This window comes from Halofilum ochraceum (genome assembly GCF_001614315.2).
Classification (GTDB): Bacteria; Pseudomonadota; Gammaproteobacteria; order XJ16; family Halofilaceae; genus Halofilum; species Halofilum ochraceum.
Genome location: NZ_LVEG02000007.1, coordinates 65,273 through 80,591 on the forward strand (window position 1 = coordinate 65,273; position 15,319 = coordinate 80,591).

A 15,319-nucleotide genomic window follows, 5' to 3' on the forward strand; every position below is an offset into this window, starting at 1 on the left:
GCCCCGGATTGGTCGCCTGGTGTAGCCTGCAGGCATGACTCCTTCCGCTTCGCTGTAGCCCGGAGCCACAGACTTATGCAGCAATGGTTCACCGATCCGCTGGTGGTCAGGCTGTTCGTGACGGCCGTGCTGATCGTCGCGATCGCGGTGGCGCGCTCCGTCATCGCCGGGCGGATTGCCCATCGGCAGAATGTCCCGGACGAGCGCCGCCGCCGGGATCTGTTTTACATGCGCAGCGGGCTCAGCCTTGTGCTCGTGGCGGGCCTGTTCATGATCTGGATCGGTCAGATCCAGAGTGTCCTGCTTTCCCTGACCGCGGTGACGGTCGCCATCGTGATCGCTACCAAAGAACTGCTGATGTGCGTCAGCGGTTTCCTGTTGCGCACGACCGGCAAGCTCTTTTCGGTCGGGGACTGGATCGAATGCAACGGCATGCGTGGCGAAGTGACCGATCTCACGCTGCTGTCCACGACGCTGCTGGAGCGGGAAGCGGGTGCGCACGGCTACGGGTTCACGGGCCGCACCTTCATCCTGCCGAACAGCGTTTTCCTCAGTCATCCGGTGCACCGGGAGAATCTCGGCCGCGATTTCGCATCGCATCGATTCGCCATCACCCTGGAAAATCCGGTCGATGCCGTGGCCGCTGTCCAGTGCCTGCAGCAACGCGCCGAGGAAGTGTGCAGCGCGTTTCTGGCGGAGGCGCGCGCGCAGCGTGCCAAAACCGAACGCCGCCTCGGGGTTGCGCTGGGCGGCGCGGAGCCGGTCGTGACGATCACCACCACCGATATCGGCAAGATGCAACTGGAGGTCGCGCTGCTCTGTCCGGCGGCGAAAGCCGTCGCGCTGGAGCAGGAGATAACCGCTGAGTTCCTGTCGGCGGTGAGCGATGGCCGCATCTCCGGCGGTCAGCTGACCAGTTCGTCTTCGCAGGCAAATGATGACTGAACCGCGCGTGGATCGCGGCCGCCCTCAGGCGGCCGCGCCGGTCGTCACCGCAGGAACCGGTCCGGTGTTCAAGCGGCGCCGTGCGTGCAGGATTCGACCGATCTGAATCGTATTGAGCAATACGAACAGCAGGTTCCAGTACACCACCTCCATCAGGGGCTGCGCGCGGCTGCCGAAGTACACCGCCAGACAGGTCGCGGCCGTCACCGTCAGCAGGCGCAGGTACAGAATATCCCGCACGCCGTAGGACAATAGATAGAGACCGTTGGCAATGTAGATCAGGGCGTCCATCGTTTCTCTCGGGTACGACCTCATGGAGGTCGCCTGGCTGGCACACGGACCGCACGCGCGCTCCGTGTGCCGGGGTTGCTGATGATCGACCGTTGGCCTTTCAGCCGAACGGACCTTGTCGCTGCTTGTCCGATCAGTGCGGATGACGTTCAGCCCGCACTGTCCTCAGGGCTTTCACGCGGCGGCCTGCTGACGCTGGACCCGGTTCAGCTTGACCGGTACCGGCCGACAGACCGTGGTGCACACGGGTGAATGCCCGCGGGCGGTTTCGAGCAGAGCCTCGATCTCCTCATCGCTGCAGTCCGCGTCGATCTCCATATCGATCGTGATGCCCTGGTAGCCAGCCTGGACGTCTGGATCCAGTGCGAGCATGCCCTGCAGATCGATCGTTCCACGCAATGTGGTCGCGATCGAACGGATGGGAATACCGCGCGCGGTGGCATGCGTGACGGTGGTGGTGGTCACGCAACCGGCCAGCGCGTGGAGCAGAAACTCCACGGGATTCGCGCCCTCGTTGTTGCCGAGCAGCACGGGCGGCTCGCCGTTGGTGAACACGAACGGCTCCTCGCGTGAGGTATCCTCCTGACCGGCGCCGTAAAAGGACTGGATGGTCGAGCGGTTCTCACCGCCGTTGACCCAGCGGTTGGTCGCGCGGAATTCGAATGCCGCGAGGGTGGGGTCGCCACGCAGTGCGTCGAGCGTCTGCGTCATCTGATCGACGTTCAGGCCGTTCATCGTTGGGGTGGATTGCGTATTCATCGTTTCAGCCTCGTTGCCTGGATCGCGTTCCGGGACCGCCGACATGGCGATCGCTCCGGTGCTGCGACGCCGCCCGGATAAATGGCCCTGGTGGCACCGCATGACACGCACGATAGGCCTTGCTTTTTTTCAGGGTAAGCGGTATTCAGGACGAAAGCGGGGCATTCGTGCCACGCGAGGGGATTCCGTGAATCAGCGATCCCGGGAGTCCGAGAGCGTCCTGCTCGTTGCGGTACCGCAAACGGCCGGTTCGGCCCTCTACGGCATGCTCGACGTCCTCTCGGTTGCCGGCACGATCTGGCAACAGCTCACGCGCAGCGGGGCGGGGCAGCGCCTGTTCTCCGTGGGGATTGTCTCGCCCCTGCGCCAGCGTTTTACCTGCGGCAACGGCGTGCCCGTCAGTCCGGATGCCGCGATCGCGGACGATCCCGCCGCCGATGTCGTCATCCTGCCCGAACTCTGGCTTGGCCCCGATGACTCGATCCACGGACGCTACCCTGGCGTAATCGAGTGGGTCCGTCGGCGCCACGAGGCCGGGGCGGCGGTCTATTCCGCCTGTTCCGGTGCGGTCATGCTGGCGGAGACCGGTCTGCTCGACGGTTGCCCGGCGACCTCGCACTGGGCCTACGCCGACCTGTTCGAGCGTCTGTATCCCGCCGTCGATTTCCAGCCCGAACCGAATCTCGTGTTTGCCGATCCCGAGGGCCGCATCGTAACCGCTGGCGGCACCACCTCATGGCACGATCTCGCGCTGCACATCATCGCCCGCTACGGAAGTCCCGGCGAGGCCAGCCGGATTGCGCAGGTGTATCTTCTGAAGTGGCACGGCGAAGGGCAGTTGCCATTCATGCCGCTGTGTCGGGATCGCGCCCATGGCGATGCCGTAATCCGCGCGTCGCAGGAGTGGCTGGCTGAACACTACCGTGAACCGGATGTCGTGCAACGTGCGGTCGAACGGTCGGGACTCGCGGAACGCACGTTCAAGCGACGGTTCAGGGCGGCGACCGGGAGCACGCTCATCGATCATGTGCAGAATCTGCGCGTTGAAGCCGCGAAGCGACTGCTTGAGGGTGAGCGGGTAGCCGTGGATGAGATCAGCGTCGACGTCGGTTACGAGGATGCCTCGTTCTTCCGGCGTCTGTTCCGGCGGCGAACCGGGCTTTCCCCCAGTGAATACCGACGCCTGTTCCGCCCGGTCCGGCTGAGCGGGACACGGGTGGCATCGGAGCGAGCTGCCGCCGGTCATGTCCGTGTGGGTTCCCACGTCGCCTGATCGATCCGTGAGGGGTTCGGCCCCCTTTCGGTGCCCTGGGTGCTGGTCTACGGTTGGTGCAGCATTCGAATCGGCGGGTAGAACCGTCTCCACGGTGATACCGGGATCGACGGCGTACATAGGCGGAGGTTTGCATGAAAGCGACGGTATTCATTGAACCGGGACGGATCGAACTGGAGGACAAACCGGTACCGGATGTCGGGCCCAACGATGCGCTCCTGCGCGTGACGACCACGACGATCTGCGGTACCGACGTCCATATCGTCAAGGGTGAGTACCCGGTCGAGAAAGGGCTTACGATCGGGCACGAACCGGTGGGCGTGATCGAGAAACTCGGCGCCAACGTCCACGGCTACGAGGAAGGCCAGCGCGTGATCGCGGGCGCGATCTGTCCGAGTGGCTACTCCAATGCCTGCCTGGATGGACTCCATTCCCAGGACGGCCAGAGCTGCGCCCACGGGCTCAAGCCGCTGGGCGGCTGGCGGTTCGGCAATACCATCGATGGGGCGCAGGCGGAGTACGTGCGTGTCCCCGATGCGATGGCCAATCTGTCGCCGGTCCCGGATGGTCTGACCGATGAGCAGGTGTTGATGTGCCCGGACATCATGTCCACCGGCTTCGCCGGCGCCGAGAGCGGCAATATCCGCATCGGCGATACGGTGGTCGTTTTCGCCCAGGGTCCGATTGGCCTCTGTGCCACCGCCGGCGCGAAACTTAAGGGTGCGACGACGATCATCACGGTCGACTCGGTGGCCGAGCGCCTCGAGATCTCGAAACGCATGGGCGCCCACTACACGGTCGATTTCAATCGCGTGGATCCCGTTGACGAGATCATGCGGATCACCGAGGGGCGCGGTGTCGATGTCGCGATCGAGGCACTGGGGCTGCAGCAGACCTTCGAGAACTGCCTGCGGGTACTCAAGCCCGGCGGCACGCTGTCGAGCCTCGGTGTGTATTCACAGGATCTCAAAATCCCGCTCGATGCCTTTCACGCGGGCCTCGGCGACAACCGAATCATCACGTCCCTGTGTCCGGGCGGCAAGGAACGGATGCGTCGACTGATGAATGTGATCGCCAGCGGCTCTGTCGACCTGGAACCGCTGGTCACCCACCGTTATCGGCTGGATGACATCGTCGATGCCTATGACCTGTTCTCGCAGCAGCGTGACGGTGTGCTCAAGGTCGCCGTAACGCCCTGATCCACCGTGAATGAATGACCCATGGCGCATCGCCCGGTTCACGCGGGCGGTGCGCGGCAGTTTTCCACTCACGTCATTTTCATGACGACCAGGACGCTCCTGCCGTTCCCGCATAATCGGCGGACCACCTCGATCGAGTCTCCGTTGATCCAGATCAATACGGTAAGCGCAGCTCCGTGCAACTATAGTAATGATGCGATCTTTCGGCTTTTGAAAGGAGTCCCTGATGCCAACCCTGATTCCCCGCCGTTTCAAAGCGGGCGGCCGCTTCCGCCCTGCGTTATCCGTATCGACGCTGTTGTTGATTGCCATGGCCGTTCTGCTTTGGGCATCGCCGGTGCTTGCGCAGGAGGCTGGCGCCGCCGGCGATTCGGTTCCAGGTTGGCTCTCGATTCTTCCGCCCGTTATCGCCATCGCCCTGGCGCTGCTGACGCGGCGCGTGATCCCCTCGCTGGCCGCTGGCATCTGGGTGGGCGCGTGGTTCGCCAATGAGTTGAGCCTGTACGGCATCTGGGCCGGGCTGCTCGACGTATTCGATACCTGGGTCCTGCAGGCGCTGGCACCGCCGGACGGCAGTACCGGTCATATGTCGATCATCCTCTTTACGATGATGATCGGCGGCATGGTCGGCATCATCTATCGCAATGGCGGGGCGTTGGCGATCGTCGAGAAGCTCACCAACTGGGCGAATAACCGGCGGCGTGGCGAAATGGCGTCGGCCGGGGTCGGTACGGCGATCTTTTTCGATGACTACGCCTCGTTGCTGGTGACGGGCAACGCAGTCCGTCCGATGACGGATCGTCTGCGGATATCACGGGAAAAGCTCGCGTATTACGTGGATACCTCGTCGGCACCGATCGCGACCCTTGCGCTGGTGACCACGTGGATCGGCTTTCAGGTCGGATTGATCGGCGATGCGACCAGCGGCCTCGAGGGTTATGACAAGAGTGCGTACGGCACCTTCCTGGGCGCGATCCCATACATGTTTTACCCGATCCTCGCATTCATCTTCATGTGGATGCTCGCGGGCACTTCGCGCGATTTCGGGCCGATGGCCCGTGCACAGCAGTACGCCCTCGAACATGGCCCGCAGGATGCGCGGGGCGGAGACCAAGAGTCGGAAGAAGGACTGGAAGCGAAGGAGGGCATTGCCCACAGGGCGATCAACGCCTGGTTGCCCGTCGCGGTACTGCTGGGCGTGACCATCATCGCGCTGTTCGTCACGGGCGAGGGCGACAGTGTCGGGGATATCATCGGCAGCGCCGATTCGTTCTCGGCATTGCTGTGGGGCTCACTGCTGTCGGTGCTGGTCGCGGGCATCCTGTCGGTCGGCCAGGGTCTGCTCTCGCTGGGTGAGACCGTCGAGGCGTGGCTGGCCGGTATCCGTTCGGTGCTCACCGTCCTGATCATTCTGACGCTGGCCTGGGCGCTGTCCTCGGTGACTGAAGAGCTGGATGCCGCGGCATTCCTGGCCGAGCTGCTGGGCGAAGCGATCCCGACCTGGATCCTGCCGGCGCTGCTGTTCGTGCTGGCCGCGGCCACGGCCTTCGCCACCGGCACGAGCTGGGGCACGATGGGAATCCTGCTGCCGCTCGCCATCCCGCTGACTTGGGCCATTCTTGGCAACGACGGTATGGCGAACGAGTCCGGCATGATGATCCTGCACGCCAGCGTGGCCTCCGTGCTCGCAGGCGCTGTGTGGGGCGATCATACCTCACCGATCTCGGATACGACGGTACTGGCGGCGGCGACGTCGCATTGCGGCGTCGCCGAGCATGCCAACACGCAGTTGCCGTACGGCCTTGTCGTCGGCGGTATCGCGATCGTCCTCGGACTGTTGCCGGTCGGATTCGGCGCCCCGTGGTGGGTGGGCATGATCCTTTCCATCGCCGCCCTGTTCGGGGTGGTCTACGGGATAGGGCGCCCGGTGGACGAAGTGCGGAAAAGCGGCGCCTGATGGTGCCGCTTCCGCCGCACCGGCCACTGTATACGACACGGAGAATCCGATGATCGATCAAGCTGTTCCTGGCGTGCATTCCGAAGTCGGCCGGCTGCGCACGGTCATGATCTGTCCGCCCGGGCTGGCGCACCGGCGCCTCACCCCGGCCAATTGCGACGAACTGCTGTTCGACGATGTCTACTGGGTCGACGAGGCCCGCCGCGATCACGATCAGTTCCGTTCGGTGCTGGAGGACAACGGCGTCGAGGTGCTCGACCTGCAGGCGATGCTCGGCGAAGTGCTCGAGCAGCCCGAAGCCCGGCAGTGGATCCTGGATCGCAAGATCACGTGGAATCACGTGGGCGTAGGCATGGTCTCTGACCTGCGAGCTTTCCTGGACGATCTGCCGGCGGCCGACCTCGCCGATTTTCTGATCGGGGGCATTGTCGTGCGGGATCTGCCGTTCGAGCCGTACGGGATGTTCGGTCGCTATCTCGGACCCGACGGCTTCGTGCTGCCACCGCTGCCCAACACGATCTTCACCCGGGATACGAGCTGCTGGATCTACGGCGGCGTGACGCTCAATCCGATGCGCTGGCCGGCCCGTCATCAGGAGACGATCCTGACCACGGCGGTGTACTCCTTCCATCCCCGTTTCCGGGATTCCGACTTCCGCATCTGGTGGGGCGATCCGGACGTCGCCCATGGCGCGGCGACCCTGGAGGGAGGAGACGTCATGCCGATCGGCAATGGCAATGTGCTGATCGGCATGGGCGAGCGTTCCACGCCGCAGGCGGTCGGGCAGGTCGCGAGCAGCCTTTTCCGCAACGGCGCGGCGGAGCGCGTGATCGCGTGTCAGATGCCCAAATCGCGCGCCGCCATGCACCTCGATACGGTGTTCACGCTTTGTGATCGCGAGGTCGCGACCAGTTTTGTCGAGGTCGCGGAACAGATCCAGTGCATCACGCTCCGTCCCGGGACCGGCGCACACCACCTTGATGTGCGTTACGAGGATTGCACGCTGTTCGATATCGCGGCGGAGTGCCTGGGTATCGATCGCCTGCGCGTGGTGCCGACCGGCGGCGATACCTTTGAGCGCGAGCGCGAACAGTGGGATGACGGCAACAACGTCGTGGCGATCGAACCGGGCCGGGTGATCGCCTATGACCGGAACGAATTCACGAATCGGGCGCTGCGGGAGGCGGGCATCGAAGTGCTCGAGATCCCGGGCAGCGAACTGGGGCGTGGCCGCGGCGGCGGTCACTGCATGACCTGTCCCATTGCCCGTGATCCCGTGTGAGCGCGCCCTTATCGCGATCGAGGTAGTGATCCATGCCGTATAACCTGCACAACCGCAATTTCCTCACCCTGAAGGATTTTTCGAACCAGGAGATCGCCTTTCTTCTGAAAATGGCGGGCGAACTCAAATCAGCGAAATACGCGGGCACGGAGCAGCCGCGGCTGAGCGGCAAGCATATCGCGCTGATTTTCGAGAAAGACTCGACCCGGACGCGTATCGGCTTCGAGATCGCCGCCGCCGATCAGGGCATGCATGCAACGTATCTGGGGCCGAGTGGGACTCATCTGGGCCACAAGGAGACCGCGAAAGACACCGCACGGGTGCTTGATCGCATCTACGACGCCATCGAGTATCGCGGCTTCAGTCAGACCACCGTGCAGACCCTCGCAGACTATGCGAGTGTCCCGGTGTACAACGGCCTGACCGATGAATTCCATCCCACCCAGATCCTCGCTGACTTCCTGACCATGCAGGAGCATACCGGCCGGCGCCTGCCGGAGATTTCGTTCTGTTTCGTCGGTGACACCGGCAGCAACATGGGCGACTCCCTGCTGATCGGGGCCGCAAAGATGGGCATGGATGTCCGCCTGCTGGGGCCGAAGGACACCTGGCCGGAGCAGGATGTCATGGACTACGCCCGCGGGCTCGCCGAACAAAGCGGTGCGCGGATCACGCTCACGGATGATATCGGGGAAGGGGTCAAGGGCGTCGATTTCATCTACACCGATGTGTGGCTGTCGATGGGCGACCCGGAGAGTGAGTGGGAGCGGCGGATCAACCTGATGAAACCGTACCAGGTCGACAGCGCGATGATGGGCAGAACGGGCAACCCGGCAACGAAGTTCCTGCACTGCCTGCCAGCTTTCCACAACGCGGAGACCGAAATCGGGGCGAACATCAAGAAACAGTTCGGCCTGGATGCGATGGAGGTGACGGAAGAGGTGTTCGAATCCGATGTGTCGGTCGTTTTCGATCAGGCCGAGAATCGCATGCACACGATCAAGGCGGTCCTCGTCGCGACGATCGGGACCTGAGTCGCTATGCGAATCGTAATCGCACTGGGAGGCAACGCGCTGCTGCGCCGCGGTGAACCGCTGGAGGCGGAACTGCAGCAGCGCAACATCGAACGGGCGGCGCAGGCCATCGCGCCGCTCGCCCGTGATCATGAACTCGTCATCACCCACGGCAACGGTCCCCAGGTCGGCCTGCTCGCACTGCAGTCGGCGGCCTATACCGACGTCAAGCAATACCCCCTGGACGTACTCGGTGCCGAAAGCGAGGGTATGATCGGGTACATGCTCGAGCAGGCGTTCGCCAATGAACTCGAGCAGCGCGATGTAGCCACGCTGCTGACCCGCATCGAAGTGGATGAAAACGACCCGGCATTCGAGCGGCCGACCAAGCCGATCGGCCCGGTCTATGAAGAGTCGGTCGCGCGCGAACTCGCGGAGCAGCGCGGGTGGTCGGTGGAGCCGGATGGTGACGGGTACCGTCGCGTCGTTCCGTCGCCACGCCCGCGGCGCATTATCGAGATCAACACCATCCGTACCCTGGTGAACGCCGGGGTGCTCGTGGTCTGTGCGGGGGGCGGCGGTATCCCGGTCATTCGCGTGCCATCCGGAGATATCGTCGGCATCGAGGCCGTGATCGACAAGGATCACGCCGCGGGCCTGCTCGCAAGGCAGCTGGAGGCCGACGCGTTCCTGATGCTGACGGATGTGGATGCGGTCTACGTGGACTGGAACACGCCGGATCAGCGTGCCATCGCGAGCGCATCGCCGGCTGATCTCCGTGGCCTTGATTTGCCGGCGGGCTCGATGGGGCCGAAAGTGGCGGCGGCCTGCGAGTTTGTCGAGGGCGGCGGCTCGTTCGCCGCGATTGGCCGCCTCGACGACGCCAGCGGGCTTGTCGACGGCACGGCCGGTACGCGCATAGCACAAACCGGAGAAAGCCTGAGTTTCAGGCCGTGATCCGTGCGGTGGCTGAACGCGCTGGCACATGAAGATCCACCGTCGCCTGATCGAATGGCTTGATCAGGGTCAAGTCGCGTCACGGAATGGTGCCTATAGTGAGCATACGGACGCGATTTCCCGCCCCGAAGGGACGGATCGGACTGAACACGCCAGGAGACACGTTATGGCACTGAAAAATATCCTGCTGCACATCGACAGCACGCGCGCCTGCGCTGGACGCGAGGATGCGGCGATCGCGCTCGCCCGTGAGCACGAGGCCCATCTCACCGCCCTGTACTGCATCGGCCAGATCCACATCGAGGGCTGGGCCGAGTGGCCGACCGACCTGATCGAGCAACAGAAGAGCAAAGCCGCCGAGTACGCGCAGAGCGCACTCGCGCATTTCCGCGAGAAAGCGGAGCGTGCCGGTATCGGTTACGAAACCCGAAGCGTTCATGTCTATGTCAATAGAATCGGGGAGCAGATCGCCCTGCATGCGCGCTATTCGGATCTGGCGATCCTCGGTCAGAACGATCCGGACGAAATCCCGGCCGGCGGGCCCCGGATCGTGGAGGATGTGCTGTTCGCTTCCGGCCGCCCGGTGCTCGTGATCCCCTATATCGGTGCGCCCGGTCAGGGGCGTAAGGGCGGGGCCGATTTCGGCCACAACGTAATGGTCGCCTGGGATGCCGGCCGCGAGTCGGCGCGCGCCGTCAACGATGCCATACCGATGCTTGAGCGGGCGCGTCAGGTCGAGGTGGTTGCGGTGAATCCGGAGAAGGGGGTACGCCATCACGGCGATGAACCCGGGGCCGATATCGCGCTGCATCTGTCACGTCATGACATCAAGGTCGACGTCAAAGCGGTCGAGGCGCGTGATATGGGCACGGCGGATACGATCCTTTCGCGGATCTCCGACCGTGACTGCGACCTGCTGGTCATGGGCGGATATGGCCATGGAAGATTGCGCGAGATGGCCCTCGGCGGCGTCACGCGCAACATCCTCAAGCACATGACCGTGCCGGTCCTTATGAGCCATTAGGCAACATGCGCGCATTCGCCTTCGGCGAAGACGCGCCTACGACATTCGCAAGTCCGGCGTTTCGTAGGCGCGTTTTCGCGAAGCGAACGCGCGCATTGCCGGCCAAAGGCGTAACAACGTGAGCCGTGGGTCGGCCTGCGACCGAAAGGAGGCAGCCCGTAGGTTGGGTTGACGAAGGAAACCCAACATCATGCGCGACCCATCGCGGCCGCGATCACGCTGATCGAACGCCGTGACCTCGACTTGTTGGGTATCGCTTCGCTCAACCCAACCTGCGTCAGCGGTAATCCCGGTCGCCGTTCCCGGGTGCATTCAGACCGAGAACAGCGACCCCGCCCCGTGGCCATGGTCGCGGATGCCGGCCAGGCGCAGCATATGCCAGGCGAGGGCCTGGTTGCTGGAGATGACCGGCCGCTCGAGCTCTGCCTCTGCGTGGGCCAGCACGTCTAGCGTGCGGGCGTTGGTGCAGGAGACGATTACGCCGTCACAGGCTGCTGCCCGACCGACGCGCAGAATCGCCTCGAGCATGGATGCCGGGCGGATCCGGGCGACCGTGTGTTCTTCGGACTGCTCGAACGAACCGACCGTGCTCAGGCTCAGGCCATCGGCTTCCAGTGCGTTTCGCACCGCGGAGGAGACCTCTGCGATGTAAGGGCTGACAAACGCCGGTCGGTGGACGCCCAGGGCGTGACAGGCGGCCTTGAGGGCCGTGAGCGGATCGGTCACGCCGCTCTCGCCGAAGTGGCCCGGATGATCCGTCGGTCGGGCATCGCGGATCGAGCCTGCGACCGCATCGGGACCGATCAGCGTTGCTCCCGAGGTACAGGCGTAGCCGACCACATCCATCGGGCTGGCCGGTGGCAGCATGCGCGCCGCCTCGGGGATTCGTGCGGCCATGTCCTGCAGGCTGTCAGCCGTCGCTTCGGTGCCACTGCGTATGCGCGTGCAGTACACGGCGACCCCGTCGTGGTCGATGAGGCGGTGGAATTCGGGTTCGACGGTCTCATCGACGTGCAGGACGATCAGCCCGAGCCGGGTGCGGTACCCGGCACCACCATCGAGTTCGTAATCCAGTCGCATAACGGGTTGCCTCCGGGGCGATGCGGGTCAGTCGATGACGGGCAGTTCGGGGGCTGCTCGCCTGGAGAGCAGTTCGGCGCCGCTTTCGCGAATGACGATGTTCTCCTCGTGCACCATGCTCCGTCCCGGGCCGATTCCGAGACCCGGCTCGAGCGTCAGGACCATACCGGGTTGCAGGACCGTCCGGTCGTCCGGCGTATGCGATGGCCACTCGGTGAGCTGCATGCCGAGGCCGTGACCGAGGCGTCCGACATTGCCGCACTCGTAGCCGTCGGCCACGATGACGTCGCGCATCGCATGGAACAGATCGGCGCAGGTCGAACCGGGCCGCGCCGCCGCCTGACCGGCATCGGTGGCTCGGTAGAGCGTGTCGTAGGCGCGTCGGGTGTCGTCGTCCGCTTGGCCGATTGCCCAGTTGCGGTCGAAATCGCAGAAGTAGCCATCGAACAGTGCGCCGGTGTCCATCATCAGGATATCGCCGTCGCTGAGCGGATCCTCTCCCGGTGGCGTGATGACGTCCTCGTAACCGCCGGGGGCGGACGCGCCCACCAGGTACGGGACGTTGTCGGCGCCATTGCGCAGCAGCGCCATCCGGAAGGCGCGGAACGTTTCCGTCAGCGGCTGTCCCAGAGCGACGAGTTGCGGTACCTCGGCAAAGGCATTGGAAGCGATTTCGCAGATATGGGCGATCTTCGCGATCTCCCGTTCCGATTTGATCATCCGCAGTTCCCGCATCAGGGCACTGGCATCGACGGGCTCTGCCGCCGGCAGTTGATACTGGAGCTGCCGGTAGTCATTGAGCGGCATGCGCAGCATGGTCTCGGGGCCCATCGGCAGGCCGATGCGTCCGGCGCCCGCGCCGGCATCGCGCAGCGCCTCGGCCAGCCGCGAAACGCCTTCATCGTCCGGCTGCGGGGAAGGCCAGGTGCGGATGTCGTCGATCCAGGTGCGGGCCATGAGCGGGGCGCCGATGCCGGGGATCACGGCGATCGGTTTGCCGTCACGCGGGACGACCAGGAACCATGGACGGGTCGGGCTCTGCCAGAATTCGGTCAGGAAGCCGCTGAACCAGCGCACCTCCGGTTCGGTGGTCAGGAGCAGCGCGTCGAGGCCGGCGGTGGCCATGCCGCGCTGTGCCCGCGCCAGACGCGCTTCGAACTCGGCGGGCGGCAGGCCGCGCTCGCAGGTCGCCGCCGTCATGGTGCGAGCCGCGCGCGCACGAGCCGGGTCCAGTATTCGATGCCCCAGGCCATGGCGGTGTCGTTGAAGTCGTAGCGCGGGTTGTGCAGGGGCGCGCCATGCGGGCCCTCGGTGCCGTTGCCCAGGAGCATGAAGCAGCCCGGTCGATGGCGCAGGAAGCGCGCGAAATCCTCGGAAAACCCCATCGGGGCGTGGGCGTCGTCGACCTGTGCCCCCGCTATCCCGCGGGCCGCGCCGGCGGCCTGCTGCACTTCGGTGGCGGTGTTGATGGTCGGTTCGAACTCGCGCTCGTAGCGCAGGTTCGCGCGGGCGCCATGCGCGGTGGCGATGCCCTCGACGAGCGCGCGCATGCGCTGCTCGATGGTCGCGCTGACCGCATCGTCGTAACCGCGCGTGTCGCCGCGGATGGTCACGGTGCCGGGCAGGATGTTGCGGGCGCCGTCGGTGATGAACTCGGTGGCCGAGACCACGCCGAAATCCCCCGGCGACAGGGCGCGGGAGACGATCGTCTGCAGCGCCAGCACGATCTCCGAACCGATGACGAGCGGGTCGATCGCATGCTGGGGGCTCGAGGCGTGGCCCCCGCGTCCTTCGACTTCGATCGTGAATATCTCCTCGAAAGCGGTGAACGCGCCGGTGCGTGTAGCGAACGCACCGACCGGCAGGCCCGGGAGATTGTGCAGGCCGAAGATCGCGTCCATCGGGAACCGTTTGAACAGGCCATCGTCGATCATGGCCTGTGCCCCGCGGCCGTTTTCCTCGTCCGGCTGGAAAACGAAATACACCGTGCCCTCGAAACCGCCTTCCGCGGCCAGCGCCTGGGCGGCGCCGAGCAGCATCGTGGCGTGGCCATCGTGGCCGCATCCGTGGAATTTCCCTTCGACCGTGGAGCGGTGGGCGCACTCGGTCCGCTCCGTGATCGGCAGTGCATCCATGTCCGCGCGCAGGCCGATCGCCGCGTTGCCCTGACCTCGCTGCAAGGCGGCGACCACGCCGCTGCCGCCGACCCCGGTCGTCACCGCGAGGCCCGCCGTGCGCAGACGCTCGGCGAGCGTCGCCGCGGTGGCGGACACCTCGAATCCGGTCTCGGGTGCGCGGTGCAGGGCGTGGCGCAGCGATTCGAGTTCCCGCAGGTCGACCCGTGGCGTCGGCGCACCGCTCATGCGTCCTCCCGGCCCTCGGAGATGAACGCCAGTATCCGGCTTTCGGGCGTCAGACCCAAAACGCCGCGTTGCCCATCGGCATGCTGCAGCGCCGCGACGCCGGCGGCACCGGAGGGCGTCGTGTCGAAACCCCGGGTCGCAAGGTGGGTGGCGGTCGCCGCCGCCTGGTCGTCGGTGATCGTCACGAAATGGTCCGCGCCCCGTGCGAGTGCGCCCAGCGCGAGGTGTGACGGCTCTTTGCAGTCGAGCCGACCCATATTCGACTCTGCGCCGTTCGTCGCTACGGGGTGACCGGCGCGGATGCTTTCGATCAGCGCGGGCGCGCGATCCGGTTCGACGATCACGATGGCCGGGGTATCGCCCCAGCGATCGCGGAACAGGGCGGTCATCGCCGCGGCGAGGCCGCCGACACCGGCCTGCAGGAAGATGTGCGTCGGTGGTCTTTCCATGGCTTCGACCACCTCCGTGCCCATGACCAGATAGCCCTCCATGACTCGACGCGGAAGGTCGATGTAGCCGGGCCACGAGGAATCGGACAACAGCGTCCAGCCTTTGCGTTCGGCATCAGCCGCAACCGTGGCCATGGCATGCCCATAGTCGCCGCCGGGGCGAACGACCTCGGCATCGAAGCGGCGCAGGCGATCGGCGAATGCCTCCGGCACCGAGTCGGCCAGATAGATCACCGCGGTGGCGCCGAACAGGCGTGCGCCGGCCGCGACCGAGAGGCCATGATTCCCGGCGCTGGCGCAGGCGTACACCGAGCCGTCCAGCGCGTGGGCCATGCGGTCGCGATCGGCCGGGGCATCCGGTCCGTCCATCCGCAGCGCTGCCTCGCGCGCGATCACGTAGGCCGCACCGAGCGCTTTGAAGCTGCCGAGCCCCATGCGCGCGCGCTCGTCCTTGAGCAGGAGGGAGTCGACGCCGAATTGCCTGGCCGGATCAGGGTATTCCTGCAACGGCGTCGGCATCGCGGCCGGGCAACGGGTCAGCAGTGTCAGTGGTTCCGTGGGGTCGACGCTCACGTCCCCCTCAGCGAGCCCCACCGATTGCGGCAGTCCCGGGCCCCGGAAAGGATTCTGCAGAACGTCCATGCGCGCCCCCGATGTCGGTACAACATGACGATAGCAGGATGTCGTTACTCGTTTTTGCTTGTAATCAGAGCATGGATTAATTTGA

Annotated in this window: 14 protein-coding genes; 8 read left to right on the forward strand and 6 right to left on the reverse strand. The window is 65.1% G+C overall.

Annotated elements, in window-relative coordinates; genetic code table 11:
- The first annotated feature begins 75 nt into the window (after positions 1–75).
- Positions 76–945: a mechanosensitive ion channel family protein gene (locus A0W70_RS08955; protein WP_070988998.1), complete on the forward strand. Its 870-nt coding sequence runs from the start codon at positions 76–78 to the stop codon at positions 943–945.
- A gap of 24 nt (positions 946–969) precedes the next feature.
- On the opposite strand, the gene A0W70_RS08960 is transcribed toward A0W70_RS08955, so the two are convergent.
- Together A0W70_RS08960 and A0W70_RS08965 are read right to left on the reverse strand one after the other, a co-directional pair.
- Positions 970–1,236, reverse strand: coding sequence for a hypothetical protein (locus A0W70_RS08960; RefSeq protein ID WP_070988999.1), 267 nt, complete (start codon positions 1,234–1,236; stop codon positions 970–972).
- A 174-nt stretch (positions 1,237–1,410) separates the two neighbouring features.
- Complete coding sequence (locus A0W70_RS08965) at positions 1,411–1,995, reverse strand: OsmC family protein (RefSeq protein ID WP_070989100.1); 585 nt, start codon at positions 1,993–1,995, stop codon at positions 1,411–1,413.
- A 187-nt stretch (positions 1,996–2,182) separates the two neighbouring features.
- Here A0W70_RS08965 and A0W70_RS08970 point away from each other — a divergent pair, with 187 nt between their 5' ends.
- From A0W70_RS08970 to A0W70_RS09000, 7 genes are all read left to right on the forward strand, one after another.
- Positions 2,183–3,268, forward strand: coding sequence for a GlxA family transcriptional regulator (locus tag A0W70_RS08970; RefSeq protein WP_070989000.1), 1,086 nt, complete (start codon positions 2,183–2,185; stop codon positions 3,266–3,268).
- A 134-nt stretch (positions 3,269–3,402) separates the two neighbouring features.
- Positions 3,403–4,467: an NAD(P)-dependent alcohol dehydrogenase gene (locus tag A0W70_RS08975; RefSeq protein ID WP_070989001.1), complete on the forward strand. Its 1,065-nt coding sequence runs from the start codon at positions 3,403–3,405 to the stop codon at positions 4,465–4,467.
- A 226-nt stretch (positions 4,468–4,693) separates the two neighbouring features.
- On the forward strand, positions 4,694–6,424 hold the full coding sequence (locus A0W70_RS08980) for a Na+/H+ antiporter NhaC family protein (RefSeq protein WP_070989002.1): 1,731 nt from the start codon (positions 4,694–4,696) through the stop codon (positions 6,422–6,424).
- 49 nt (positions 6,425–6,473) lie between these two features.
- Positions 6,474–7,706: an arginine deiminase gene (locus A0W70_RS08985; RefSeq protein ID WP_070989003.1), complete on the forward strand. Its 1,233-nt coding sequence runs from the start codon at positions 6,474–6,476 to the stop codon at positions 7,704–7,706.
- Between the two features lie 32 nt (positions 7,707–7,738).
- A complete protein-coding gene (argF, locus tag A0W70_RS08990; protein WP_070989004.1) occupies positions 7,739–8,740 on the forward strand; it encodes an ornithine carbamoyltransferase in 1,002 nt (333 codons plus the stop codon).
- 6 nt (positions 8,741–8,746) lie between these two features.
- Complete coding sequence (arcC, locus tag A0W70_RS08995; RefSeq protein ID WP_070989005.1) at positions 8,747–9,676, forward strand: carbamate kinase; 930 nt, start codon at positions 8,747–8,749, stop codon at positions 9,674–9,676.
- Between the two features lie 166 nt (positions 9,677–9,842).
- Complete coding sequence (locus tag A0W70_RS09000) at positions 9,843–10,700, forward strand: universal stress protein (RefSeq protein ID WP_070989006.1); 858 nt, start codon at positions 9,843–9,845, stop codon at positions 10,698–10,700.
- Positions 10,701–11,012: 312 nt separating this feature from the next.
- Here the strand turns inward: A0W70_RS09000 and A0W70_RS09005 are convergent, their stop codons facing one another.
- From A0W70_RS09005 to A0W70_RS09020, 4 genes are read right to left on the reverse strand one after another with little or no spacing between them, the layout of a single operon-like run.
- Positions 11,013–11,780, reverse strand: a complete 768-nt coding sequence (locus A0W70_RS09005; RefSeq protein ID WP_070989007.1) for a maleate cis-trans isomerase family protein — start codon at positions 11,778–11,780, stop codon at positions 11,013–11,015.
- Between the two features lie 27 nt (positions 11,781–11,807).
- Positions 11,808–12,980 carry a M24 family metallopeptidase gene (locus A0W70_RS09010; protein WP_070989008.1) on the reverse strand — a complete coding sequence of 391 codons (1,173 nt, stop codon included), beginning with the start codon at positions 12,978–12,980 and terminating at the stop codon, positions 11,808–11,810.
- Complete coding sequence (locus A0W70_RS09015; RefSeq protein ID WP_070989009.1) at positions 12,977–14,143, reverse strand: amidohydrolase; 1,167 nt, start codon at positions 14,141–14,143, stop codon at positions 12,977–12,979. Before A0W70_RS09015 ends, A0W70_RS09010 begins: the two co-directional genes overlap by 4 nt.
- Positions 14,140–15,234: a pyridoxal-phosphate dependent enzyme gene (locus A0W70_RS09020; RefSeq protein ID WP_070989010.1), complete on the reverse strand. Its 1,095-nt coding sequence runs from the start codon at positions 15,232–15,234 to the stop codon at positions 14,140–14,142. Before A0W70_RS09020 ends, A0W70_RS09015 begins: the two co-directional genes overlap by 4 nt.
- Between the last annotated feature and the right edge of the window lie 85 nt (positions 15,235–15,319).

Bases quoted from the DNA above. Each gene is read 5' to 3' on its own strand.
- A0W70_RS08955 (WP_070988998.1), top strand. From the start codon at position 76: ATGCAGCAATGGTTCACCGATCCGCTGGTGGTCAGGCTGTTCGTGACG.
- A0W70_RS08960 (WP_070988999.1), bottom strand. From the start codon at position 1,236: ATGGACGCCCTGATCTACATTGCCAACGGTCTCTATCTATTGTCCTAC.
- A0W70_RS08965 (WP_070989100.1), bottom strand. From the start codon at position 1,995: ATGAATACGCAATCCACCCCAACGATGAACGGCCTGAACGTCGATCAG.
- A0W70_RS08975 (WP_070989001.1), top strand. From the start codon at position 3,403: ATGAAAGCGACGGTATTCATTGAACCGGGACGGATCGAACTGGAGGAC.
- A0W70_RS08980 (WP_070989002.1), top strand. From the start codon at position 4,694: ATGCCAACCCTGATTCCCCGCCGTTTCAAAGCGGGCGGCCGCTTCCGC.
- A0W70_RS08985 (WP_070989003.1), top strand. From the start codon at position 6,474: ATGATCGATCAAGCTGTTCCTGGCGTGCATTCCGAAGTCGGCCGGCTG.
- argF (WP_070989004.1), top strand. From the start codon at position 7,739: ATGCCGTATAACCTGCACAACCGCAATTTCCTCACCCTGAAGGATTTT.
- arcC (WP_070989005.1), top strand. From the start codon at position 8,747: ATGCGAATCGTAATCGCACTGGGAGGCAACGCGCTGCTGCGCCGCGGT.
- A0W70_RS09000 (WP_070989006.1), top strand. From the start codon at position 9,843: ATGGCACTGAAAAATATCCTGCTGCACATCGACAGCACGCGCGCCTGC.
- A0W70_RS09005 (WP_070989007.1), bottom strand. From the start codon at position 11,780: ATGCGACTGGATTACGAACTCGATGGTGGTGCCGGGTACCGCACCCGG.
- A0W70_RS09010 (WP_070989008.1), bottom strand. From the start codon at position 12,980: ATGACGGCGGCGACCTGCGAGCGCGGCCTGCCGCCCGCCGAGTTCGAA.
- A0W70_RS09015 (WP_070989009.1), bottom strand. From the start codon at position 14,143: ATGAGCGGTGCGCCGACGCCACGGGTCGACCTGCGGGAACTCGAATCG.
- A0W70_RS09020 (WP_070989010.1), bottom strand. From the start codon at position 15,234: ATGGACGTTCTGCAGAATCCTTTCCGGGGCCCGGGACTGCCGCAATCG.